The organism is Streptomyces sp. NPDC047072 (genome assembly GCF_040643855.1).
Taxonomy (GTDB): domain Bacteria; phylum Actinomycetota; class Actinomycetes; order Streptomycetales; family Streptomycetaceae; genus Streptomyces.
Genome location: NZ_JBEYVC010000063.1, coordinates 1 through 22560, shown reverse-complemented (window position 1 = coordinate 22560; position 22560 = coordinate 1). Strand labels below are relative to the sequence as shown.

At 72.5% G+C, this 22560-nt stretch carries 17 protein-coding genes and 2 pseudogenes; 10 read left to right on the top strand and 9 right to left on the bottom strand.

Annotation, left to right across the window (positions count from 1 at the left end; all coding sequences use genetic code 11):
- Nucleotides 1–8: 8 nt before the first annotated feature.
- The gene (locus ABZ896_RS25390) at nt 9–527 is read left to right on the top strand and encodes a GNAT family N-acetyltransferase (RefSeq protein ID WP_360933373.1); all 519 of its coding nucleotides are present in this window, start codon (nt 9–11) and stop codon (nt 525–527) included.
- On the opposite strand, the pseudogene ABZ896_RS25385 reads toward ABZ896_RS25390, so the two are convergent.
- Nucleotides 524–2109, bottom strand: a pseudogene (locus ABZ896_RS25385) (AMP-binding protein). The gene ABZ896_RS25390 and the pseudogene ABZ896_RS25385 overlap by 4 nt on opposite strands.
- Nucleotides 2106–3770 (bottom strand): AMP-binding protein, encoded by a 1665-nt coding sequence (locus ABZ896_RS25380; RefSeq protein WP_360933370.1) that lies wholly within the window; start codon nt 3768–3770, stop codon nt 2106–2108. Before ABZ896_RS25380 ends, ABZ896_RS25385 begins: the two are co-directional and overlap by 4 nt.
- Nucleotides 3771–3892: 122 nt before the next feature.
- On the opposite strand from ABZ896_RS25380, the gene ABZ896_RS25375 reads away from it, so the two are divergent.
- The 4 genes from ABZ896_RS25375 (at nt 3893) to ABZ896_RS25360 (ending at nt 9466) form a co-directional block, all read left to right on the top strand.
- Nucleotides 3893–4720, top strand: coding sequence for a LuxR C-terminal-related transcriptional regulator (locus tag ABZ896_RS25375; protein WP_360933367.1), 828 nt, complete (start codon nt 3893–3895; stop codon nt 4718–4720).
- A 139-nt stretch (nt 4721–4859) separates the two neighbouring features.
- On the top strand, nt 4860–7670 hold the full coding sequence (locus ABZ896_RS25370; protein WP_360933364.1) for an AAA family ATPase: 2811 nt from the start codon (nt 4860–4862) through the stop codon (nt 7668–7670).
- A gap of 226 nt (nt 7671–7896) precedes the next feature.
- Nucleotides 7897–8688, top strand: coding sequence for a serine protease (locus ABZ896_RS25365; RefSeq protein WP_360933361.1), 792 nt, complete (start codon nt 7897–7899; stop codon nt 8686–8688).
- 127 nt (nt 8689–8815) lie between these two features.
- The gene (locus ABZ896_RS25360; protein ID WP_360933358.1) at nt 8816–9466 is read left to right on the top strand and encodes a LysE family translocator; all 651 of its coding nucleotides are present in this window, start codon (nt 8816–8818) and stop codon (nt 9464–9466) included.
- 21 nt (nt 9467–9487) lie between these two features.
- Here the strand turns inward: ABZ896_RS25360 and ABZ896_RS25355 are convergent, their stop codons facing one another.
- Nucleotides 9488–10585: a winged helix DNA-binding domain-containing protein gene (locus ABZ896_RS25355; protein WP_360933355.1), complete on the bottom strand. Its 1098-nt coding sequence runs from the start codon at nt 10583–10585 to the stop codon at nt 9488–9490.
- A 151-nt stretch (nt 10586–10736) separates the two neighbouring features.
- On the opposite strand from ABZ896_RS25355, the gene ABZ896_RS25350 reads away from it, so the two are divergent.
- From ABZ896_RS25350 to ABZ896_RS25340, 3 genes and pseudogenes are all read left to right on the top strand, one after another.
- Nucleotides 10737–11882, top strand: coding sequence for a magnesium and cobalt transport protein CorA (locus tag ABZ896_RS25350; RefSeq protein WP_360933353.1), 1146 nt, complete (start codon nt 10737–10739; stop codon nt 11880–11882).
- A 37-nt stretch (nt 11883–11919) separates the two neighbouring features.
- A complete protein-coding gene (locus tag ABZ896_RS25345; RefSeq protein ID WP_360933350.1) occupies nt 11920–12882 on the top strand; it encodes a hypothetical protein in 963 nt (320 codons plus the stop codon).
- Between the two features lie 280 nt (nt 12883–13162).
- Nucleotides 13163–13378, top strand: a pseudogene (locus ABZ896_RS25340) (hypothetical protein); the annotation flags it as partial.
- A gap of 11 nt (nt 13379–13389) precedes the next feature.
- On the opposite strand, the gene ABZ896_RS25335 reads toward ABZ896_RS25340, so the two are convergent.
- Nucleotides 13390–14427 (bottom strand): cytochrome c oxidase assembly protein, encoded by a 1038-nt coding sequence (locus ABZ896_RS25335; protein ID WP_360933347.1) that lies wholly within the window; start codon nt 14425–14427, stop codon nt 13390–13392.
- Nucleotides 14428–14627: 200 nt separating this feature from the next.
- Between ABZ896_RS25335 and ABZ896_RS25330 the strand changes: the two genes are divergently transcribed.
- Nucleotides 14628–15782: a VCBS repeat-containing protein gene (locus tag ABZ896_RS25330; protein ID WP_360933344.1), complete on the top strand. Its 1155-nt coding sequence runs from the start codon at nt 14628–14630 to the stop codon at nt 15780–15782.
- Here ABZ896_RS25330 and ABZ896_RS25325 read toward each other — a convergent pair.
- From ABZ896_RS25325 to ABZ896_RS25310, 4 genes are all read right to left on the bottom strand, one after another.
- Complete coding sequence (locus tag ABZ896_RS25325; protein WP_360933341.1) at nt 15779–16792, bottom strand: hemolysin family protein; 1014 nt, start codon at nt 16790–16792, stop codon at nt 15779–15781. The genes ABZ896_RS25330 and ABZ896_RS25325 overlap by 4 nt on opposite strands.
- Nucleotides 16789–18111, bottom strand: coding sequence for a hemolysin family protein (locus tag ABZ896_RS25320; protein ID WP_360933338.1), 1323 nt, complete (start codon nt 18109–18111; stop codon nt 16789–16791). The genes ABZ896_RS25325 and ABZ896_RS25320 overlap by 4 nt, the downstream gene beginning before the upstream one ends.
- Nucleotides 18112–18290: 179 nt before the next feature.
- Nucleotides 18291–19313, bottom strand: a complete 1023-nt coding sequence (locus tag ABZ896_RS25315; RefSeq protein ID WP_360933335.1) for a hemolysin family protein — start codon at nt 19311–19313, stop codon at nt 18291–18293.
- Nucleotides 19310–20632, bottom strand: coding sequence for a hemolysin family protein (locus ABZ896_RS25310; RefSeq protein ID WP_360933332.1), 1323 nt, complete (start codon nt 20630–20632; stop codon nt 19310–19312). Before ABZ896_RS25310 ends, ABZ896_RS25315 begins: the two co-directional genes overlap by 4 nt.
- A 223-nt stretch (nt 20633–20855) precedes the next feature.
- On the opposite strand from ABZ896_RS25310, the gene ABZ896_RS25305 reads away from it, so the two are divergent.
- Nucleotides 20856–21809 (top strand): sporulation protein, encoded by a 954-nt coding sequence (locus tag ABZ896_RS25305; protein ID WP_360933329.1) that lies wholly within the window; start codon nt 20856–20858, stop codon nt 21807–21809.
- 15 nt (nt 21810–21824) lie between these two features.
- On the opposite strand, the gene ABZ896_RS25300 is transcribed toward ABZ896_RS25305, so the two are convergent.
- Nucleotides 21825–22560: M56 family metallopeptidase (locus ABZ896_RS25300; protein ID WP_360933326.1), on the bottom strand; the 736-nt coding region annotated here is incomplete at its 5' end.

The window sequence follows — 22560 nt, the reverse complement described above, 5'->3', positions numbered from 1 at the left end:
CTGGCCGCATGCGCATCCGTCCGGTCACGCCCGCCGAGCTGCCCGTCCTGAGGGACATCGAGACGGCCGCGGGCGCCGCCTTCCGGGACATCGGCATGGCGGAGGTCGACGAGCACGAGGCGCCGAGCGTCGAAACTCTGGATCGCTACCGCCGCGCGGGCCGGGCGTGGGTGGCCTGCGCGGGCTCGGACCGGCCGGTCGCGTACGTGATCTGCGAGCCCGTCGACGGCGCCCTGCACATCGAGCAGATCTCGGTCCACCCGGACTTCGCGCACCGCCGCATCGGCCGCGCGCTCCTCGCCCACGCCGACACCCACGCCCGCGAACAGGGCCTGCCCGCCCTCACCCTGACCACGTTCACCGAGGTCCCCTGGAACGCGCCGTACTACGCCCGCCTCGGCTTCCGCCCCCTGTCCGACGCCGAACTCACCCCGGGCCTGCGCGCGATCCGCGCCCACGAGAAGGATCTCGGCCTCGACCAGTGGCCCCGCGTCTGCATGCGCCGCGACCGGGGCCCGGCCGCCTAACCGTCGGCGTACGTCTCCCGCAGCTCCACCTTGCGCACCTTCCCCGACACCGTCATCGGGAAGGACTCCAGGATCCGCAGCCGGCTGGGGATCTTGTAGTGGGCGAGCCGGCCCTCGCAGAAGGCGCGGACGTCCTCCAGGGTGGGCGGTGCGGCCGGGTCGCGCGGGATGACGCAGGCCAGCACCTCCTCGCCGTACCGCTCGTCGGGGACGCCGACCACCTGGACGTCCGCGATCTTCGGGTGGCCGTAGAGAACTCCTCGATCTCGCGCGGGTAGATGTTCTCGCCGCCCCGGATGATCATGTCCTTGATGCGGCCGACGATCTCGACGTACCCGTCCTCCCGCATCATGGCGAGATCGCCGGTGTGCATCCAGCGCCCGGCGTCGACGGCCTCCGCGGTCTTCTCGGGCTCGTTCCAGTAGCCGAGCATCACGCTGTAGCCGCGGGTGCACAACTCCCCTGCCGTACCGCGCGGTTGGGTGATCCCGGTCGCCGGGTCGACGACCTTCACCTCGATGTGCGGCAGGACGCGGCCGACCGTCGCCGTGCGGTGTTCCAGGTCGTCCTCGATGCGGGTCTGCAGGGAGACCGGGGAGGTCTCTGTCATGCCGTAGCAGATGGAGACCTCCTCCATGTGCATCTCGGCGACCACCCGCTTCATCACCTCGACCGGGCAGGGCGAGCCCGCCATGATGCCGGTGCGCAGCGAGGAGAGGTCGTACGAGGCGAAGTCGGGGAGGTTCAGCTCCGCGATGAACATGGTGGGGACGCCGTAGAGCGAGGTGCACCGCTCCTGCTGGACCGCGCGCAGGGTCGCCGCCGGTTCGAAGGAGGGGGCCGGGATGACCATGCAGGCGCCGTGCGAGGTCGCCGCGAGGTTGCCCATCACCATGCCGAAGCAGTGGTAGAAGGGCACCGGGATGCAGATCCGGTCCTGCTCGCCGTAGGCGATCGACTCCCCCACGAAGTAACCGTTGTTGAGGATGTTGTGGTGGGAGAGCGTGGCGCCCTTCGGGAAGCCCGTGGTGCCCGAGGTGTACTGGATGTTGATCGGGTCGTCGCAGGAAAGCTCGGGGAACACCCCGTCGGGGACTGCCCGTTGGAGCAGCGTGTCCCAGCTCGGGTCCGCGAAGTACACGGTCTCGCGCAACTCCGGGCACCTGCCCCGCACTTCGTCGACCATCGCCCGGTAGTCGCTGCTCTTGTGGCCGAGGGAGGCGAAGAGCAGGGAGATCCCGGCCTGCTTCAGCACGTACTCGACCTCGTGCGTGCGGTACGCCGGGTTGATGTTCACCATGATCGCGCCGATGCGGGCGGTGGCGTACTGGACCAGCGTCCACTCGGGGCAGTTGACCGCCCAGATGCCGACGCGGTCGCCCTTGAGGACACCGGAGGCCAGCAGCGCGGACGCCAACCGGTCGACGTCGGCGCCGAATTGGGCGTAGGTCCAGCGGCGACCGGAGGGGACGTCGACCAGCGCCTCACGGTCGGGCCAAGTGGCCACCGCCCGGTCGAGGTTGGCGCCGATCGTGTCGCCGAGGAGCGCGGTCGCGCTCACGCCATGACTGTACGAGTTCACCGGAAGTCCTCCTCGCGGTACTCCGCCTGCGACCCCGCCGCCGTCGCCTCCCGCAGCTCGATCCGCCGGATCTTCCCGGAGACCGTCTTCGGCAGCGGCCCGAACTCCAGCCGCCGGATCCGCTTGTACGGCGCGAGCGCCTCCCGGGAGTGCTCGAAGAGCACCTTCGCCGTGTCGGGTCCCGGCTCCCAGCCCGCCGCGAGGACGACGTACGCCTTCGGGACCGCGAGCCGCAGCTCGTCCGGCGCGGGCACGACGGCCGCCTCGGCCACCGCCTCGTGCTCAAGGAGCGCGCTCTCCAGCTCGAAGGGGCTGATCTTGTAGTCGCTCGCCTTGAACACGTCGTCGGCGCGGCCCACATACGTGATGTACCCGTCGGCGTCGCGCGAGCCGATGTCCCCGGTCCGGTAGTAGCCTGCGGCCATCGCCTCCGCCGTACGGTCCGGATCGCCGTGGTAGCCGGTCATCAGGCCGACCGGGCGGGCCGACAGGTCGAGCGCGATCTCCCCCTCCGCCGCACCGGGCGCCCCCGAGATCGGATCCAGCAGCTCCACCCGATAGCCCGGGCTCGGCCGCCCCATGGACCCCGTCTTCAGCGGCTGGCCGGGGCTGTTGGAGACCTGGACCGCCGTCTCCGTCTGCCCGAAGCCGTCCCGGATGGTGACGCCCCAGGCCCGCCGGACCTGCTCGATGACCTCGGGGTTGAGGGGCTCGCCGGCCGCGACCACCTCGCGCGGCGGGGTGCGCAGCTGGGTGAGGTCGGCCTGGATGAGCATGCGCCACACGGTCGGCGGGGCGCAGAAGGTCGTCACCCCCGCGCGGTCCATCTCCGCCATCAGCCGGGTCGCGTCGAAGCGCGTGTAGTTGTGGAGGAAGACGGTCGCCTCGGCGTTCCAGGGGGCGAAGAGGTTCGACCAGGCGTGCTTGGCCCAGCCGGGCGAGGAGATGTTGAGGTGCACGTCGCCGGGCTTGAGGCCGATCCAGTACATGGTGGCCAGATGCCCGATCGGGTACGAGGTGTGGGTGTGCTCGACCAGCTTGGGGCGGGCGGTCGTCCCGGAGGTGAAGTAGAGCATCAGCGGGTCGTCGGCGAGGGTAGGACCGTCGGGCAGGAACTGCGCGGAGGCGGCGTACGCGTCCTCGTACGGCTGCCAGCCCTCGGGCACTCCGCCGACCGCGAGGCGCGTGTAGTCGCCGGGCACGTCGTCGAACTTGGCGGTGTCCTCGGCGCGTACGAGCACATGCTTGACCCGGCCGCGCTCCACCCGGTCCCGCAGGTCGGCGGGGCCGAGCAGCGGGGTCGCCGGGATGACGACGGCCCGTAGCTTCATCGCGGCGAGGGCGGTCTCCCACAGCTCGGCCTGGTTGCCGAGCATGACGAGGATGCGGTCCTCGGCCTCGACCCCGCGCTCGCGCAGCAGGTTGGCGACCTTGTCGGAGCGCTCGGCCAGCTCGGCGAAGGAGAGCCGGACCTCGCTGCCGTCCTCCTCGACGATGTGCAGGGCGGTGCGGTCGTTGCCGGCCGCGATGACGTCGAACCAGTCGAGCGCCCAGTTGAAGTGGTGCGGGCGGGGCCAGGTGAAGCCCTCGTACGCCGTGGCGTAGTCCTCGCGGTGCTCCAGCAGGAAGTCGCGGGCCCCGCGGAAGTCCTCCGTCGTCATCTCTTCTCGTCCTCCTCGGTACCGGCACCATTGCCGGGCGGCTCTCTGCCATCGTCTAATCCGTGATGCGGGTCTCACTACCCCCGAACGGGGGTGTGTCCCCGGGGCGAAGGGACGGGTGCATGGCGGTGGATACGGCCGGGTCCGTGGAGATCCGGCGCGCGCTGGCGCGGCTGCGCCGTACGACCGGGCTGCCCGTGGCCTTCGGCGGGCTGGTCGAGGCCGGGCGGCCGCGGATCCGGATCAGCGAGCTCGACGGCACGGCCACCCAGTCGCTGCGGGCCCTCGCGGTGACCTCGGGCAACGGCCTGGGCGGCAAGGCGGTCGCGCTCGGCCGTCCGTGCGCGGTGACCGACTACTCCGTCTCCCGGCAGATCAGCCACGAGTACGACGCCCCGGTCGCCGTAGAGGGGCTGCGCTCGGTGCTCGCCGTGCCGGTCGTCGTACGGCGGCGGGTGCGGGGCGTGCTCTACGGCGCCCTGCGCGACGTACAGCCGCTGGGCGACCGCACGCTGACGGCGGCCGTGGACGCGGCCCGGGACGTGGAGCAGGCGCTGGTCGTCGCGGACGAGGCGCACGACCTCATGGCCGCCGCCCGGCCCGAGCCGCGGCCCGAAAGGCAGGCGTGGGAGCAGGTCCGGGAGGTGCACGCGGCGCTGCGGGCGCTGGCCCCGCGGATCGCCGACCCGGCCCTGCGCACCGAGCTGCTGGAGGCCTGCGCCCTGCTCACACCGGAGTGCCCGCCCCGGGACCGGGGCGCTCTGGCACCGCGTGAGCTGGACGTCCTGGCGTGTGTGGCGGCCGGGGCGACCAACGCGGCGGCGGCCCGGCGGCTCGGGGTGGGCGCCGAGACGGTGAAGGGGTATCTGCGCTCGGCGATGCGGAAGCTCGGCGCCCGGACGCGGGGTGAGGCGGTGGTCGCGGCGCGCCGGGCTGGACTGCTCCCGTAACGTCCACGTCTCATTCACGTACACACGCTGTGAATTTGTTTATGCCGGAGGGCTTGTTATTTCCCTCACCACCTCTTCCCTCCGCATTTCCAAGACCCTTGCCTAATATTGGCCAGGACACGACACAGGGAGGGGAGCGGTGACCGTGCCACGCGACTTCCAGGAGCCTGCGAGATGCCGCCCCGACCTGGTCATCGGCCGGGACGACCTGTTCGGTCAGGCACGTGAGCAGCTCGCCCGCGGCGGCAGCGTGCTGCTCCACGGGCCCGCCGGAATTGGAAAGTCGACCGTCCTCAGGGCCCTGACCGCACAAAGCGGCGAAGCGGCACGGACCGTCTTGCGCTGCTCGGCCACCGAGTCGGAATCCCACCTCCCCTTCCTGGCCCTCGCCGACCTCTTCGGCCTGGTCCTCGACGACGTCTCCGACAAGCTGCCCGCCGCCCAGCGCACCGCGCTGGAGTCGGCGCTCACCGGCCGCGGCGAGTCCACCCTCCAGCGCGACGGCCTCGCCCTGCGCCTGGCCGTGCTCTCGGCGCTGCGCGCGCTCGCCGCCGAGGGCCCTGTCCTGGTCGTCGCCGACGACATGCAGTGGCTCGACCCGGCCAGCACCGAACTGCTCGGCTTCGCCGCGCGCCGGCTCGGCGACATCCCGGTGCGGATGCTGTGCGCGGTGCGGACCGAGGGGCCCGAGTACGACCGTCATCTACGCGCGTTGCCCCCGGACAGTCTCGCGGTCCGCTTCAACCCGCTCACCCGGGTCCAGGTCTCCGCGCTCCTCGAACACCGCGGCTACACCGGCCTCCAGCGCTCCACCGTCCGCGACATCCACCGCACCAGCGGCGGCAATCCGTTCTACGCCCTCGAACTGGGCCGCGCCCTCACCGAGAACCCGACCCCGCCCCGGCCCGGCGAGCCGCTGCCGGTGCCCACCTCGCTGCGCGCCCTGGTGCTCAGCCGCCTGGAGATGCTCTCCGAGGAGGCCCGCCGCACCCTGCTGGTGGCGAGCGCGGGCGCCCGTCCCACCCCGGCCCTGCTGCACGCGGCGGGCCGTACCAACGCCGAGGCGGAGACCGCCCAGGCGGCCGCGCTGGGCCTGCTCGCGACGGAGGGCGAGGGTCCCGCCGTACGCTTCGCGCATCCGCTGATCTCGGCCGCGCTGTACGCGGAGGCGCCCGCGCAGGACCGGCGGGACGCGCACCGGGCGCTGTCCACGGCGGCCTCCGACCCCATCGAGCGGGCCCGCCATCTGGCCCTCGCGACCACCGGCACCGACCCGGAGGTGGCCGCCCGGCTCGCCGAGGCCGCCGCCCTGTCCCGGGACCGGGGCGCCCCCTCGGTCGCCGCCTCGCTCGGGCTGCTCGCGGCCCGGCACACCCCGGCCGGCAGCGTGCCCGACCCGGACGTACGGCGTCTGGAGGCGGCCGAGGACGCGATCACCGCCGGGGAGCTGGACCTCGCCCGGGACATCGCGCGGGACGTGCTGACCCGGGCCACCGTGCCCGCGGACCGGGTGCGGGCCTGGATCATCGTGATCGACACGGCGGGCCACGCCATGACCGAGGTCGACGCCGTCTTCCCGCAGGCGCTCGCCGACGCGGGCGACGACCCGCGGCTGCTCGCCCTGATCCGCTATCAACTCGCCTGGCGGGCCCTGCTGGTGGAGGGCGACTTCGACGAGGCCCGCGCCGAGGCGGCGCGTTCGGCCGCCCTCGCGGCGCGGGGCCAGGACCGCTACAACGAGCTGATGGCGCTCTCCTTCCAGGCCCAGATCGAGACCCTGATGGGCCACCCGGACGCGCCCGCGACCATCAAGCGCGCCCTGAAGGAGCCCCAGGACCCGCGCGTGGCCTGCCATCACAACGGCGCCGGCTACTCGCGCTTCCGCTGGCTCATCATGAGCGACCAGCTGCCCGAGGCCCGCGCGACGGTCACCGCGCTGCTGCGCGAGGTCCGCCGGCGCGGCTCGGTGGAGAGCGAGGTGCACTTCCTGCGCGGGGTCGCCGAGACCGAACTGCGCTCCGGGCACTGCGGACGCGCCCTCGACCTGTCCCGCGAGGCGCTGATGATGGCCCGCGACACCGGCATCGGCGAGGTGGCCTCGGCCGTGCTCTCCTCCCTCACGGAGGCCTCCGGCGGCAATGTCGACCGGGCCCTGGAGCTGGCCCGGGAGGCCGTCGAGCACGCCGAGGACAACGGCGACCAGATGTACGAGTCCCGGGCGCTGGCCGCCCTCGGGTATGCCCAGCTGGTGGCCGGGGACGCGGCCGGGACGGTCCGTTCGCTGCGCCGGGTCCGCGAGCTGGAGCAGGGGCTCGGCATCACCGACCCGGCGCGCGGCCGCTGGCAGGGCGACCTCGCCGAGGCCCTGGTGCGGATCGGCGAGACCGGCGAGGCGCAGGACGTCATCGACGTGACCCGGGCGAACGCGCTGCGGCTCGGCCGGGAGAGCGTGCTCGCCGTGCTCGACCGGGCGGAGGCGCTGGTGCGGGCGGCGCGGGGCGACCACGAGGCCGCGCTCGACCGGCTGACCTCGGTGCAGGATCGTCTCGCCAAGCTGGGCTACGGCCTGGAGGAGGCACGGGCCGCCTTCGCGCTGGCCCAGCTGCGCTCCCGCAGGGCCGGGCCGACGTCGTACGAGGAGGCGGCGCGGCTGTTCCGGCGCTGCCGGGCGCTGCCGTGGCTGCGCCATGTCGAGGCGGCGGCGCTGGCGCGTCCGGCCGAGCCGGTGATCACGCCCGCCGCGTCCGCGCTCGACGGACTGGAGGGGCTGGCGTCGATGGAGCGTCAGGTGGCCGCGCTGGTCATGGAGGGCGCCACCAACCGGGAGATAGCCGGGCGGCTGTTCATCAGCGTGAAGACGGTCGAGGCGACGCTCACCCGGGTGTACCGGAAGCTGGGGATCCGCTCGCGGGTGGACATCGTGCGGCTGGCGGCGGGACGGCGGACCTGAGGGGCGGGACGGCGTACCCGAGGGGCCAGGTCGGGTCCGTCACCCGACCGAGGGTTTTCCCTCCCCAACTCCCTTAGGGGCTTCCCTCATTGGGAAGGGGAACTTCCGCGTTCTAGCTTATGAACGTGCCGCTCGCCCGGGCATACGGGGGTCGGTCCCGCGACCCCCGTGCACCCCCCACACCCACCCGCGCGACCCCCACCGGCAACCCCCACTGAGGAGACTCATGTTCGGGCTCAACCGCGCCAAGAAGACCGCCGCAGTCGTCGCGGCGACCGCTGCCGCCGCAGCCACGGCCCTGCTCAGCGCCCCCACCGCTGTCGCCGCCCCCCAGCCGATCGTCGGCGGCTCGACGACCACGACGACCTCGTACCCGTTCATGATGCAGATCACGGACGCCTCGCAGAACCAGTTCTGCGGCGGCACCCTGGTCTCGGCGACCAAGGTCGTGACGGCGGCCCACTGTATGGTCGGCGAGACCACCAGCAGCGTCAGAGTCGTCGGCGGCCGCACCTACCTCAACGGCACCAACGGCACGGTCAGCCGGGTCAGCAAGATCTGGATCAACCCGAGCTACACGGACGCCACCAACGGCGACGACGTGGCCGTCCTGACCCTGTCGACCTCGATGCCGTACACCACGGCGTCGTACGTCTCCTCGTCCCAGACCAGTGTGTACGCGGCCGGCACCACCGCCCGCATCCTCGGCTGGGGCACCACCTCGGAGAACGGCAGCTCCTCCAACCAGCTGCGGACCGCGACCGTCCCGATCGTGTCCGACTCCAGCTGCAAGAGCTCCTACGGCTCGTCCTTCATCGCGAGCGACATGGTCTGCGCCGGATACACCTCCGGCGGCGTTGACACCTGCCAGGGCGACAGCGGCGGTCCCCTGCTCATCGGGGGCGTCCTGGCAGGGATCACTTCCTGGGGCGAGGGCTGTGCGGAGGCCGGTTACCCGGGTGTCTACACCCGGCTGACCACCTTCTCCAGCCTCGTGACCGCACAGGTCAACTCCTAGACACCTAGGGCCCCAGAAGGTCTCCCGGGCATACCCCGGGTGACGACCCAGGGGACGTTGCGGGCCTCCACGAGCGGCCCGTAACGTCCCCTGATCCATGTCCGCGTCGCGTGCTTCAATGGCTGCCATGGTGTCCACGGACCGTGTCCTCGCCTTCGCCGCGATGTCGCTGCTGGTGATCGTCGTCCCGGGTCCCAGCGTGCTGTTCGTCATCGGCCGGGCGCTCGCCCACGGCCGCCGCACCGCCGTGGCGACCGCGGTCGGCAACGTCTTCGGCTCCTATCTGCTCGTCGTGGCCGTCGCCGTCGGGATCGGCTCGCTGGTCGAGCGGTCGGTGGCCATCTACCTCGCGGTGAAGCTGGCGGGCGCGGGATACCTGGTCCTCCTCGGCGTGCAGGCCTTCCGGCACCGGCACGAGCTGAAGGCGTCGGCGATCGCGGAACCGCCCGCGGACCGGCCCCGGCGCGGGGATCTCCGTACGGTCCTGGACGGCGCCCTCGTCGGTGTCACCAACCCCAAGGGGATCGTCTTCTTCGCCGCCGTCCTCCCCCAGTTCGTGGACCACGCGGCCGGTCACGTACCGCTCCAGATGCTGCTGCTCGGCCTGGTCCCGATCACGATCGGCCTGGTCACGGACACCCTGTGGGGCCTGACCGCGTCGGCCGCCCGCACCTGGTTCGCCCGCTCCGACCGCCGGCTGTCGATGATCGGCGGGGCGGGCGGGTGCACGATGATCGGGCTGGGCGTGACGGTCGCGGTCACGGGGCGGGCGGACTGAGCGTCAGCTCTCCTTAGGGGGTCACTTTCGTACGACGGTCCCGAACCGGATGTCGTACGACGTCCCGGGGTACAGCGTGCCGAGCATCCGCTGCCCCTCCTCCTCGACCTCCGCGCGCTGCGCCTTGGTGAGCCTGCCGAAGGGTTCCACGACGAGGGCGTCCCCCTCCAGCTTCCACACACCCGCCAGGAAGCCGTCGACGAGCAGCGTGCAGTACGCCTGGTTGCCCTGCCAGCTGCGCCCCCAGTACGCGGGCGGGACCACGCGGGTGCGGTCGGCGTGGGAGAGCAGCAGGTTGTCGAACTCGGGGAGGAAGCGGGGCGGGGCCGGGGTGTCGGCGTCCGGGCGGGGCGCGTCGGGGAGGTCGAAGAGCTCGACGCCCTGCTCGTCGCGGAAGGTCAGCAGCCGGGGGCGCAGGCGTTCGAAGGCATCGCGCAGGCGGGTCAGACCGGCCCAGGTCTGCATGTCCTTGACGGAGGCGGGGCCGAAGGCGGCGAGGTAGCGCAGGACGACGTCGTCCGGTGCGGGGGCGGGCCCGGCGGGGCGGCCCAGCCAGTGCTCGGCGGTGGTGAGCGCGACCTGGCCGCTCCTGCCCCACAGTCCGCGCGGGGTGACCTGGACCAGCGGAAGCCGGCAGCGGGCGGCGATCGCGAGGGCCTGCGGATCGGCGTCCGGCCACTCGACGAGCAGGGCCTCGCGCAGCTGCTTCATGGTGCGGGGTTCGGCCTCGACGAGTTCACGGGCGCGCGTTGCGAGCCGGTCCAGGTCGACGCCTTCAAGTCCCTTGCGGAACTGGGTGAGTTCACGGTCCCGGGCGGGCTGGACGAGCGGCCGCAGGGTGAGGCAGTCGTCGGCGGTGTGGGTGTGGATGGTCGAGCGCAGGGTGACGATCCGGACGACCTCGCGGTCGGCCATCAGCGTGGACAGCTCCTCGGGGGCGAAGCCGTCGAGGCGGGCGGCGAGGGCGAGGTACGGCGGCTTGACGTTCTGGGCCTGGAGCCCGAGCAGGTGCCGGACGGCGTCCTTCGCGGGGAGTTCGGCGCGGCGCAGCAGGAGCTGGCGGGCGAGGGTGGCGCGGTTGAGGGCGCGGGGGCCGAGCACGGGGGCCGTCTTCGTCATGAGGTGCACGCTAGTGGGGCTTGCGGACAGGTTCCGTCCGCAACTCTCACCGGATCCGGCCGCTCTCCGCCACCCCGATGCGGTTTGCCCCGTATACCCTGCTCCGTGATCACGCCGACGACGACTCGACCGAGAGCGAGAGGCGGCCAGGATGTCCGAGCGAGGTACCGGGAAGAACCCCAGGAAGTCCGTGTGGCGGCGCGCCCTGACCTCGCCGCCGACGCCCTCGCAGCCGGCACCTCCGCCCGTCGATCCGCGGGCGCCCGAGCCGGAACCGGCGAGCATCGTGCAGTCGGCCCTCTACCGCGACGGCGTCCGCGTCTCCTCGCCCGCCACGCTCGCGGACACGTTCCGGGAACTGCGCGAGGAGCCGTCCGGGATGGCGTGGATCGGCCTCGCGCGGCCGACGGAGAGCGAACTCCTGTCCCTCGCCGAGGAGTTCGACCTGCACCCGCTCTCCGTCGAGGACGCGATGGAGGCCCACCAGCGCCCCAAGCTGGAGCGCTACGGCGAGACGCTCTTCGTCGTCCTGCGCGCGGCCCGGTACCTGGACGCGCCGGAGGAGGTCGACTTCGGCGAGCTGCATGTGTTCGTGGGCCCGGACTTCGTCATCACGGTCCGGCACGGCGCGGCACCCGACCTGTCGGCGGTCCGCCACCGCATGGAGCAGACACCGGAACTGCTGAAACTGGGCCCCGAGGCGGTCCTCTACGCCATCCTCGACGCGGTGGTCGACGGCTACGCCCCGGTCGTCGCCGGCGTCCAGAACGACATCGACGAGATCGAGACGGAGGTCTTCCGCGGCGACCCGGAGGTGTCCCGGCGCATCTACGAACTCTCCCGGGAAATGGTCGAGTTCCAGCGCGCGACCCGTCCCCTGGTCGGCATGCTGCACGCTCTGATGGCCGGCTTCTCCAAGTACGGCACGGACGAGGAACTCCAGCGCTATCTGCGGGACGTGGCCGACCACGTCACCCACACCAGCGAACGCGTCGACGGCTTCCGCCAGGCCCTCACGGAGATCCTCACGGTCAACGCGACCCTGGTCACCCAGCAACAGAACGCGGAAATGCGCGCGTTGGCCCAGGCGGGCTTCGAACAGAACGAGGAGATCAAGCGGATCTCGTCGTGGGCGGCGATCCTGTTCGCCCCGACCCTCGTCGGCACGATCTACGGCATGAACTTCACGCACATGCCCGAGCTGAGCTGGAGCTTCGGATACCCTTTCGCGATCGCCCTGATGGGGGTGGTCTGCGTCAGCCTGTACGTGATCTTCAAGCGGCGCGACTGGCTCTAGCGTCGCCCTCCGTCCGACCACCAGGGAGCAGCAGGCCGTGAAGGTCGACATCCAGCCGGACGTACGCGACACCGCCGCCCGGCTCGGGGCTGGAGTCCCCTACGCGCTGAAGGCTGTGGCAGGCCAGTTGGCCGACGACCCGGACATGGGCCGGCCCTCGGAGCTGCCCGGCGTCCTCACCGTGACGGTCGACGGCGACATGTTCGAGAACTGCCCCGACCTGTCGGTGGGTTACCTGCGCGAACCGGACCGGGTCGAGATCCGGTTCCTGCGGGCCGCGCCCAACGCCGGGCCCGCCACGGCGAGTTCCACCGATCCCTCCACGGACGCCGACGAGCAGGAGGAGCCCGCGGACCCCGCCGACCCCGCTGCCGCCGCGGTCGTGGTGAGACAGGTCGCCGATGCCTGGCATCGCATCGCCTCCTGGCTCAGGTCCCACGCCCCCGACTCCTACGCCGCGCTCCGCACCGGCGCCTCCCCGGCCGCCGTCGCCGCTCTGGAAGAGGACCTCGGCATCCCGATACCCGTCGGGCTGCGCACCCTGTGGATGCTGACCTCGGGTGACGACGGGGCTGACGGCTGGGGCTGCCTCCCCGGCAACATGGCCCTGATGAACCTGGACGCCGTGGCTTCCTGCCACCGGATGAAGAGGGATGCCCAGGCTCACCAGGACGCCCGCAACGCCGACCGCCCCGAAGAGGAACGGATCACCGTGTGGGGAGCGACCCGGATCCCGGTGGTCGCCCTGGGCCCGGCCGACAGCACCGCGGGCCTGTATCTGGACACCGCGACCGGCTGCCTGGGCTCCTGGTCCCGCTACCACGAGCCCCCCGCCGAGGTACTCGACACGCTGGTCACATACCTGGAGGAGACCGCCGACATGCTCGAGGCCCCCGCCCTCGCCACGCGGGACAGGCCGGGCCTGATCGGCGGGACGCTGGTATGGCTCAGCGGCATCGACCCCGCCCGGGAAAGCGGGTGGGTGCCTGTCGCCGGCTGACCGCCGCCGTACGTTCAGTCCGGACCCGGGCCGGGCATACGGCGGGAGAGTTCGGCGAACTGGAGCAGTTCGGGCATGGTCCGGTGCTTGCTGTAGGCCAGAGCGACCATGCGCGGCCTCCGGTGTCAGGCAGGTGACGTCGCCGCGGCGGTAGAAGCCCGCCCTGCCGGCCGGCATGACAGAGCAGCCGGCGCCGGAGGCGACACCTTCGGACCATGTCCCGCAGGTCCTCGACGTGCACCGCCTTCAACTCCGCGAACCGGTGCGCACCGGTTCGGTCACCGCGGGCGGCACGGACAGTTTCGCGCTCGTCGCCGTCACCGACGTGGCGACGTACTCGGGCATCCCCAACGGCACTTACCGGGACGCCGTGACGGGTGGCGTGGGGACCGTGTCGAACGGCTCGCTCAGCGTGGCGGCACCGGGCAAGGGCAACCTGCGGGTCCACGTCCTCGACTGCCCCAGGAAGATCGGAACGGACGGGCCCTGTCTGAAGTGGCGCCGGGTTCAGGCCCCGCCGTGCTGGCGGCGGATCCGGTCGGCCACCTCGTTCCGCTCGGTCTCCCACCAGGGGCGGACACGATCAGGGGACGGCTCGTCCGCGGACACCGGCGACGGCGCGGGGGCGGCAGCAGCGGCAGCAGCGAACTGCGCGTCCAAGCGGCGGTCCAGCGCCACCGCCTGAACCCGTTCCGCACGGCCCCACTGGAAGAGCAGGACCAGCAGGAAGGGCAGCGCGACCAGCTCGGCGATACCGAGCATCGCACCGCCGCCGACCTGCTGGTCGTGGTGGACATCCGGGGACCAGGAGGGCGCGTGGTGCAGATACCAGGCGCCGGCGATCAGCGTGCCGTGCGTCATCACGACGAGCCCCGGGACGGCGTCGACGATACCGTCGAGGAAGACCAGCGCCGCCCGCACCGGGTGGGTGCACCACGCGGGCAGCGTCTCCTCCCGGGTGAGCACCGGGACGACGAAGAGACAGCCCGCGGCGAGCAGGTGGAGGTACATCAGCTCGTGCAGCCAGCCGACGCGCAGGGCGGTGGCGAAGTACGGCGTGAAGTACACGGTCAGTTCGGTGGCGAGCACCAGCGCCGTGCTGACCAGCGGGAAGGTCAGCACGCGCACCACCCGGCCGGTCATCGCCCGCCGAAGCCAGCCAGCCGCGCCTCCCGCGCCACCCGCACCGCCCGGCAGCGCCTCGACGGCCAGCCGCAGCGGGTCGCCGAGGGCGAGGCCGAGCGGTGCCACCAGGTCGAGCAGGACGTTCTGCACGGCGGCCGGCCAGAACAGGACGTGGTCGTAGACGGCGAGCCCGGACATCGTGGCGACCACCAGCGCACCGAGCCCGAGGAACACGAAGGCCGCCGAGCGGGCGAGCGGCCAGCGCTCACCCCGCCGCCGCAGCCGCCGTACGCCCCAGCCGTAGAGCGCCGCCAGGGCGGTGACCAGCACGAGGGCGGGGACGTCGAGTTGCCAGGAGGACAGCAGCCGGCCCGTGGTCAGCTCGGCGAGCTGCCCGGCCGCCAGAGCACCACCGGTCATGCGGATCGTCCTCCTCCGTCCCGTTCGGGACGCCGCGCAATGTCCCCAGCGGGACGGTAGCCCCCGCCGCGCGACCGTCCGACGGCGGGGTACGGCGAAACCACGGTCCCGTGACACGTCAGTCACAGCCCCGGCTCCTAAGTTCCCGTGCCCATGACAGGGCGCCGTGAGGGCTGCCCGCGCTATGGGAGGACCACCGTATGAGCAAGCACAGGAATCACCGGACCCGCCGGGTCCTGGCCGTCGGGACGGCCGGGGCGTTAGCGATCGCCGCGGGGGTGGTGGTGATGGCGTCGGCCAGTGGTACGGCCGCGGCCTGCACCCTCTCCTTCACCGCGTCGGACACCGCCGCCGTGGGCGACAACCCCCGGCACGTGGTGACCGGGGACCTCGACGGCGACGGGAACACGGACGTGGTCGCCGCCGACAACGACGCCGACACGCTCTCCGTGCTGCTGGGCAACGGCGACGGCACCTTCGGCACGGCCACCGACTACGCGGTGGGCGACAAGCCGTACCAGACGGTGATCGCCGACTTCGACGCGGACGGCACCCCGGACCTCGCCACGGCCGACTTCGACGGCGGCACGGTCAGCGTGCTGCCCGGCACCGGCGGGGGCGCCTTCGGTACGGCGACGCAGTACACCGTCGGCGCGGGCGCCCGCTCCCTGGTGCCGGGCGACCTCGACGGGGACAGTGACCTGGACCTTGCGGTGGCCGAGGAGTCGGGCGGCGGGGTCAGCCTGCTGTTCGGGGACGGCACCGGGACGTTCACCGTCGAGACCGAGGGGGTGACGGTGACCCGGCCGCACGGCCTGGTGCTCACCGACTTCGACGGCGACGGCGCCCTGGACATCGCCACCGCCTCCGTCGCGACCGCGGGCGGGGTCAGCGTGGCCCTCGGCAACGGCGACGGCACCTTCGGGGACGTCACGGAGTACGCGAGCGTCAACCGGCTCTACTCGATCGCCTCCGGCGACTTCGACGGCGACGGCGCGACCGACCTGGCGACCGTCAGCAACGGCTCCAACACCCTTCAGGTGTACGGCGGTCAGGGCGACGGCACCTTCGACGACCCGGTGAGCTACACGACTTCGGCGCTCCCGGTGTCCGTGGGCGCGGCCGACCTCGACGGCGACGACGTGTCGGACGTCCTGGTGTCCTCCTCGAACGGGAGCACAGTCTCCGTCTATCTCGGCACCTCCGGCGGGGAGTTGACGAAGCTCACCGACCTGACGTCGTCCGGCGCCTACGAGGCGGCCGCCGCCGACCTCACCTCCGACGGCGTCCAGGACCTCGTGACGGCAAGCAGCAGCGCGGACCAGGTGGGCGTCTTCACCGGCACCTGCGGCTAGGCCGGCTGGAGGTAGCGGGTGAGGAGGTCGTCCAGGGTTACCAGGCCGGTGAGCGTGCCCTCCTCGTCCCGTACGACCGCCAGGGACGCCCGGTGCCGGCGGAGCAGGTCGATCGCGTCGGCGACCGTGGTGGCTCCGGTCAGTTCCGGGATCGGGCGGGCGAGGGTGCGGGCGGTGGCGGTGCGGCCCTGGGCGCGGGCGACGAGCGCGTCGCGCGCGTGCAGGGAGCCGAGGATCACGCCCTCCTCGCGCACGACCATGCGCGTACGGTCGTGCTCGGTCGCCGTGCGCAGGATGTCGTCCAGCCCCGCCGCGCCGTCCACCGAGGTGATCTCCGCGGCCGGGACCTGGAGTTCGCGGACCGGCGTCTCGGGCTCGGTGAGCGAGCGGGTGAGGAGCTCCGAGTCGGCCTCGCTGATCAGGCCGAGCCGCTCGGACTCCTCGACCAGATGGGTCAGTTGCTCCCTGTTGTGCACGGAGGCCAGCTCGTCGCGCGGAGTGACCCGGCACAGCCGTACAAGAGCGTTGCTGAGCCGGTTGAGCACCGAGATCAGCGGCCGGACCACCTTCACCACGCCCCGGAACGGCGGCGACAGCAGCATTGCGGAGGTCTCCGGGTGGGCGATCGCCCAGGACTTGGGGGCCATCTCGCCGACCACCATGTGCAGGAAGACCACGACGACCATCGCGAACACGAAGGCCACGCCGTAACTGAGCGCGCTGGGCAGGCCCAGGTCGTGCAGCAGCGGGTCGAGTTCGTGGGAGATCGCGGGCTTGGAGACCGAGCCGAGGCCCAAGGTGCAGACCGTGATGCCGAGTTGGGCACCGGCGAGCATCAGCGACAGCTCGCGCATACCGGCCAGGGCCGCCTTCGCGCCGCGCCGGCCCTCCGCGGCCGCCTTCTCCATGCGGTGCCGCTTGGCGGCGACGAGCGCGAACTCGGCGGCGACGAAGAAGCCGCTGCCGATCAGCAGCAGGACGGTGACGAAGAGCGCCATGGGGAAGCTCATGCCTGCTCCTGCCTCTCGATGCGCACCCGTTCGGGCACATGCCGGTCGAGTGTCCGTACGTCGAGCATCGCGCGCCCGCCGTCGAGCAGGTCGACGGTGACGCGGTCGCCGATGGCCGGGAAGCGGCCGAGTCGGTCCACGATCAGCCCGGCGACGGTGTCGTAGTCCTCCTCCTCGGGCAGCTCGATCCCGGTGACGTCGGCGATCTCGTCGAGCCGGCGGCCCGCGTCGACCAGCCAGCCCTCGCCGTCCGCCACGGCGAGTTCGGTGACGGTATCGGTCTCGTCGGCGATGTCGCCGACCAGTTCCTCGGCGATGTCCTCGTAGGTGACGATCCCGGCGACCCCGCCGTGCTCGTCGAGGACGACCGCGAACTCGTCGTCCCGCTCCCGCATCTGCTCGACCGCATCCGGCAGCGGGAGGGTGTCGGGCAGCAGGAGCGGGGTGCGGGCGAGGGCGCCCGCGGTGGTCCGGGTCAACTCCTCGGCGGGCAACCGCATCAGCTCCCGTACGCCGAGGACGCCCGGGACGTCGTCCGGGTGGTCGCCGAGGACGGGGTAGGTGGAGTGGCCGTGCTTGGCGATGAGGTCGACGGCCTCGGCGGCGGTGGCGTCCTTGCGGACGAAGACGGCGTCCACACGGGGCACCATCACCTCGTCAAGGGTGCGCTCGGAGAACTCCAGGGCGTGGTCGAGGAGGTCGGCGGTGTCCTTGGGCAGCTCGCCCTGTTCGTGGGACTCGCCGATGAGGTGGCCGAGTTCCTCCAGGGTGGCGCCGTGGTGGAGTTCCTCGACGGGTTCGATGCCGACCCGGCGCAGCAGTCTGTTGGCCGCGCCGTCGAAGATGTGCACGACCGGGCCGACGACCCTGAGGTAGCCGAGGGTGGAGGGGGCGAGGGCCTTCGCGAGGCGCTCCGGGACGGCGATCGCGAGGTTCTTCGGGGCGAGTTCGCCGAGGACCATCTGGACGACGGTCGCGCCGACGAAGGCGAGCACGACGGAGATGCCGCCGACCGCGCCCTCGGGGATCCCGACGCCGGTGAGGACGGGCTTCAGCAGCGCGGAGACCGAGGGTTCGGCGATGAAGCCGACGACCAGGCCGGTGACGGTGATGCCGAGCTGGGCACCGGAGAGCATGAAGGAGAGCCGCTCCAGGACGGTCAGCGCGCGGGCCGCCTTCTTGTCCCCCGCCTCGGCGTCCCGGGCCAGGGCGAGGCGGTCCACGGAGACGTAGGCGAACTCCTGGGCGACGAAGTAGCCGGTGCCGGCCGTGAGGACGAGGACGGCGAGCAGGCCGAGCCAGGCTTCCAGGGCGCTCATCGGCGCGTCGATCGAGAGGGGGCGCGGTGCCCCGGGGGGTCCGTCGGGCTGGCGGACACGGGCTTGCTCCTTCGGTTGTGCGTGTGCTGTGTGAACGGCTGGGGCGGGAGCGGCGTTCCCGCCCCCACCAGGCTGTTTCTCAGATCTACCAGGCCGGGGTGACGGCCGCCCGCCGGAGGTCAGACGGCCGTCGGCGTCGGCCCCACCAGCTCCGTCAGGACGTCCTCCATGGTCACGAACCCGAGGACCGTCCCGGTCTCCCCCGTGACCGCGGCCAGATGGCTGCCGTCGGCGCGCAGGGCGGTGAGCGTGTCGTCCAGCGGGGTGTCGATGCGGACCCGGGTGACCGGGTGCAGCGCCTCGCGCGGGAAGGGCCGCTCGCGATCCGCGATCCCGAGGGTGTCCTTGATGTGCAGATAGCCGAGGACGGTCCCCTCGGTGCCGGTGACCGGGAAGCGGGAGTAGCCCGCCTCGGCGGCCACCCGCTCCAGCCGCGCCGGGGTGACCGTCGCGTCGACGGTCCGCATCCGCTGCGCCGGGACGAGGATCTCGCCGACCGGCCGGGTGCCCAGCTCCAGCGCGTCCCGCAACCGCTCGCCGTCGGCGGGCGAGAGCAGCCCCGCCTCGCTCGCGTCGAGGACCATGCGGGCGAGCTGGTCGTCGGTGAAGACGGCCTCCACCTCGTCCTTGGGCTCGACGCGCAGCAGCTTCAGCAGGGCGTTGGCGAAGGCGTTGATGCCGAAGACGAACGGCCGCAGCGCGCGCGTGAGCGCCACCAGCGGCGGCCCGAGCAGCAGCGCGGTCGGCACGGGCGCCGCGAGCGCGATGTTCTTCGGCACCATTTCGCCGATCAGCATGTGCAGATAGGTCGCCACGGAGAGGGCGATCACGAAGGCGATCGGGTGGATCAGCCCTTCGGGGATGTGGGCCGCGTGGAAGCCGGGCTCCAGCAGGTGCGCGATGGCCGGTTCGGCGACCGCGCCGAGCACCAGCGAGGAGACGGTGATGCCGAGCTGTGCGGTGGCCATCATCGCGGAGAGGTGCTCCAGGCCCCACAGGGTCATCCGGGCCCGCTTGTCGCCCTCCTTGGCGCGCGGCTCGATCTGCCCGCGACGCACGGAGATCAGGGCGAACTCACCGCCCACGAAGAAGGCGTTGGTCAGCAGCGTCAGCGCACCGATGATCAGTTGCAGGGTGGTCATCGGGCCTCCTCCGCCCGGACCAGGGGCCGGGCGGGCGCGGTGATGCGCACCCGGTCGGCGCGGTGGTGGTCGACGTCCAGGACGTCGAGGCGCCAGCCGTCCACCTCAAGGTCGTCGCCCTTGACGGGGATCCGCGCGAGCCGGTTGGCGACCAGCCCGGCCACCGTTTCGTACGGCCCCTCGGGCGCCGTCAGCCCTATCCCGCCGAGCCGGTCGACGCGGACCGAGCCGTCCGCGTCCCACACGCCCTCGGCGCCTCCGACGGGTTGCAGGTCGGGCGCCTCGACGGGGTCGTGCTCGTCGCGGACCTCGCCGACGACCTCCTCGACGATGTCCTCCACGGTCGCCACGCCCGCGGTGCCGCCGTACTCGTCGATGACGACGGCCATCGTGCGCAGCGCCCGCATCCGCTCAAGGAGCCGGTCCGCGGTCAGCGAGGAGGGCACCAGCAGGGGCTCGGTGGCCAGCTCCGTGACGGGGGTGGTCGCGCGCGTGGCGGGCTCCAGGGCGAGGACGTCCCTGATGTGGACGGTGCCGACGACGTCGTCCAGGGAGTCGCGGTAGACCGGGAAGCGGGACAGGCCCGTCGCGTACGACAGGTTCGCCGCGTCCGCGGCCGTCGCGTGCGCCTCCAGGGCCTGGACGTCGACGCGCGGGGTCATGACGTTCTCCGCGGTCAGCTCGCCCAGATGCAGGGTGCGCACGAACAGCTCGGCGGAGTCGGCCTCCAGGGCGCCCTCCGCCGCGGAGTGCTCGGCGAGCGCGACCAGTTCCTCGGGGCTGCGGGCGGAGGCCAGCTCCTCGGCGGGCTCCAGGCCGAAGCGTCGTACGAAACGGTTCGCGGTGTCGTTGAGATGCCCGATGAACGGGCCGAACGCGGCCGTGAAGCCGCGCTGCGGGCCCGCGACCACCTTGGCGACGGCCAGCGGGCGCGAGATCGCCCAGTTCTTCGGGACCAGTTCGCCCACCACCATCAGCACGACGGTGGACAGGGCCACGCCCAGCACGGTGGCCACCGTGGGAGCGGCTCCGCCGAGCCCGGCGGCCTCCAGCGGGCCCCTCAGCAGCGCGGCCAGGGACGGTTCGGCGAGCATGCCGATCACCAGCGAGGTGACGGTGATGCCGAGCTGGGCGCCGGAGAGCTGGAGGGTCAGCCGGCGTACGGCGGCCAGGGCGCCCTCGGCGCCGCGCTCACCGGCCTCGGCGGCCCGCTCCAGCTCACCGCGCTCGACGGTGGTCAGCGAGAACTCGGCCGCGACGAACACCGCGCAGGCCAGGGTGAGGAGGAGGGCCAGCAGCAGGAGCAGGATCTCGGTCATCGGGCCGGCTCCACTGCCTCGTACGGCTGGCGGGCGGGGCTGGTACTGGGAGGCTCACCCATCGCGGGTCAGTCACTCCTTCCGGTCGGTCGGGGGCACGTTCCCTCAAGGGTAAAGGAAAGGCAAAGCAAGGTGGCCGGAATCCGTCGTTCCACCTCCTCCGCCACCCTATGCTTCTACGTGCTTGTAGAAGAAGGTACCGGAGAAGGGAGTGGACGCCGCGATGGTGTTCAAACGGCTGCTCGGTTCGCTCGGCGTGGGTGGGCCCACGGTGGACACGGTGCTCGACCCGGGCGCGGTCCGGCCCGGCGGCACCCTGTCGGGACAGGTCCACCTGGCGGGCGGCGACGCCGACTTCGACGTCGAGCACATCGGTCTGGAGCTGGTGGCGCGCGTCGAGGCGGAGCACGAGGACGGCGAGAGCGAGGGGGTCGTCGCCTTCGAGCGGTTCACCGTCGGGGGCGGCTTCCGGCTCGCGGCGGGCGAGCGGCGGAGCGTGCCGTTCGCGGTGACGCTGCCGTGGGAGACGCCGATCACCGAGTTGTACGGGCAGCCGCTGGGCGTGGTGCTGGGGCTGCGGACCGAGCTGGCGGTGGCCGGGGCGCGGGACAAGGGCGACCTCGACCCGCTGACGGTGACTCCGCTGCCGGTCCAGGAGGCGGTCCTGGAGGCGTTCGGGCAACTCGGGTTCGGGTTCCGGTCGGCGGACCTGGAGTACGGGCGGATCGGCGGGACGGGCCAGGTGCTGCCGTTCTACCAGGAGATCGAGATCACGCCGTCCTCGCGGTACGCGCACCAGGTGAACGAGATCGAGGTGACCTTCCTCGCCGGTCCGGCCGGTATGGAGGTGGTCCTGGAGGCGGACAAGCGCGGCGGCCTGTTCTCCGAGGGCCACGACGCCCTCACGCGCGTGAGCGTGGGCCACCACGACGTCCGCGACTGGAACGCGGAGGTCGACGGCTGGGTCCGGCAGCTGGTCGAGCACCGGGCGTCGTACGCCCAGGAGGGCCACTACGGCGATCACCACGCGGTCGGGGGCCATCGCTCCGGGCCGGGCATCGGCACGGCGGTGGCCGCGGGTGCGGCCGGGCTGGCGGTCGGCGTCGTCGGCGGGATGGTGGCGGCGGAGGTCGTCGACGAGGTCGGTGACTTCTTCGAGGGCGACGAGGAGGACTGAGCCGAGGGCGGTCCCCTACAGGGGCGTCGCCGCGTGCAGGACCAGCGCCAGGGTCAGCGCGGAGTTGGCCGAGGACATGGCCGACATCGCCGTCCCGGCCGCCGCGGTCCACGCGGCGACGCCCACCGAGGTGAACAGGGACGGCCAGGTGCGGGTCGCGGGGGCGGGGCCCAGCAGCGCGGCGACGCGACGCGGCACCGGGCCCGGGAGGGCAAACCCGGCAAGCGGCGAGGCAGGGTGAACGAGGCCGGCGCGCCTTCGCCCGGGCCCGGGAGAACCGGCGCGCGTGGAGCCCGTCACGGTGGGCTCCCCGCGCCTCCCGCCACGCATCGCCGCCCGCACGGCGCCTTTCCCTTCCCGTACGATGAACCCCGCCAGCGTCGGTGTCGGTGTGCCGCCGGAGGCCAGTGCCGCCTTGCCGATCGCCCGGGCCACCGTCCGGCGGTCGCCGATCGTGCGGGCCGCGTCCTCGTCGGCCCAGCGTTCCGTCGTGTACGAGACCGCCGTACGCAAAGGTCGTAGGAACGGGTTGGCGCAGGCGGCCAGTCGGACGACCAGCAGGAACCGGTGGTGGCGGGCCGCGAGGTGGGCGCGCTCGTGGGCGAACAGGGCGCGCCGCTCGGCGGGACGGAGCCCGGCGAGCAGGGCCGTGGTCACCACGGCCCGGTCCCGGGTGCCCCCGACGGCACGGTCCAAGGTGAACGTCGGTGTGCTCGCCGTGGCGATGACGCTCAGCTCGGCGTCGGTCGGG

Bases quoted from the DNA above. Each gene is read 5' to 3' on its own strand.
- ABZ896_RS25390 (WP_360933373.1), top strand. From the start codon at position 9: ATGCGCATCCGTCCGGTCACGCCCGCCGAGCTGCCCGTCCTGAGGGAC.
- ABZ896_RS25380 (WP_360933370.1), bottom strand. From the start codon at position 3,770: ATGACGACGGAGGACTTCCGCGGGGCCCGCGACTTCCTGCTGGAGCAC.
- ABZ896_RS25375 (WP_360933367.1), top strand. From the start codon at position 3,893: ATGGCGGTGGATACGGCCGGGTCCGTGGAGATCCGGCGCGCGCTGGCG.
- ABZ896_RS25365 (WP_360933361.1), top strand. From the start codon at position 7,897: ATGTTCGGGCTCAACCGCGCCAAGAAGACCGCCGCAGTCGTCGCGGCG.
- ABZ896_RS25360 (WP_360933358.1), top strand. From the start codon at position 8,816: ATGGTGTCCACGGACCGTGTCCTCGCCTTCGCCGCGATGTCGCTGCTG.
- ABZ896_RS25355 (WP_360933355.1), bottom strand. From the start codon at position 10,585: ATGACGAAGACGGCCCCCGTGCTCGGCCCCCGCGCCCTCAACCGCGCC.
- ABZ896_RS25350 (WP_360933353.1), top strand. From the start codon at position 10,737: ATGTCCGAGCGAGGTACCGGGAAGAACCCCAGGAAGTCCGTGTGGCGG.
- ABZ896_RS25335 (WP_360933347.1), bottom strand. From the start codon at position 14,427: ATGACCGGTGGTGCTCTGGCGGCCGGGCAGCTCGCCGAGCTGACCACG.
- ABZ896_RS25330 (WP_360933344.1), top strand. From the start codon at position 14,628: ATGAGCAAGCACAGGAATCACCGGACCCGCCGGGTCCTGGCCGTCGGG.
- ABZ896_RS25325 (WP_360933341.1), bottom strand. From the start codon at position 16,792: ATGAGCTTCCCCATGGCGCTCTTCGTCACCGTCCTGCTGCTGATCGGC.
- ABZ896_RS25320 (WP_360933338.1), bottom strand. From the start codon at position 18,111: ATGAGCGCCCTGGAAGCCTGGCTCGGCCTGCTCGCCGTCCTCGTCCTC.
- ABZ896_RS25315 (WP_360933335.1), bottom strand. From the start codon at position 19,313: ATGACCACCCTGCAACTGATCATCGGTGCGCTGACGCTGCTGACCAAC.
- ABZ896_RS25310 (WP_360933332.1), bottom strand. From the start codon at position 20,632: ATGACCGAGATCCTGCTCCTGCTGCTGGCCCTCCTCCTCACCCTGGCC.
- ABZ896_RS25305 (WP_360933329.1), top strand. From the start codon at position 20,856: ATGGTGTTCAAACGGCTGCTCGGTTCGCTCGGCGTGGGTGGGCCCACG.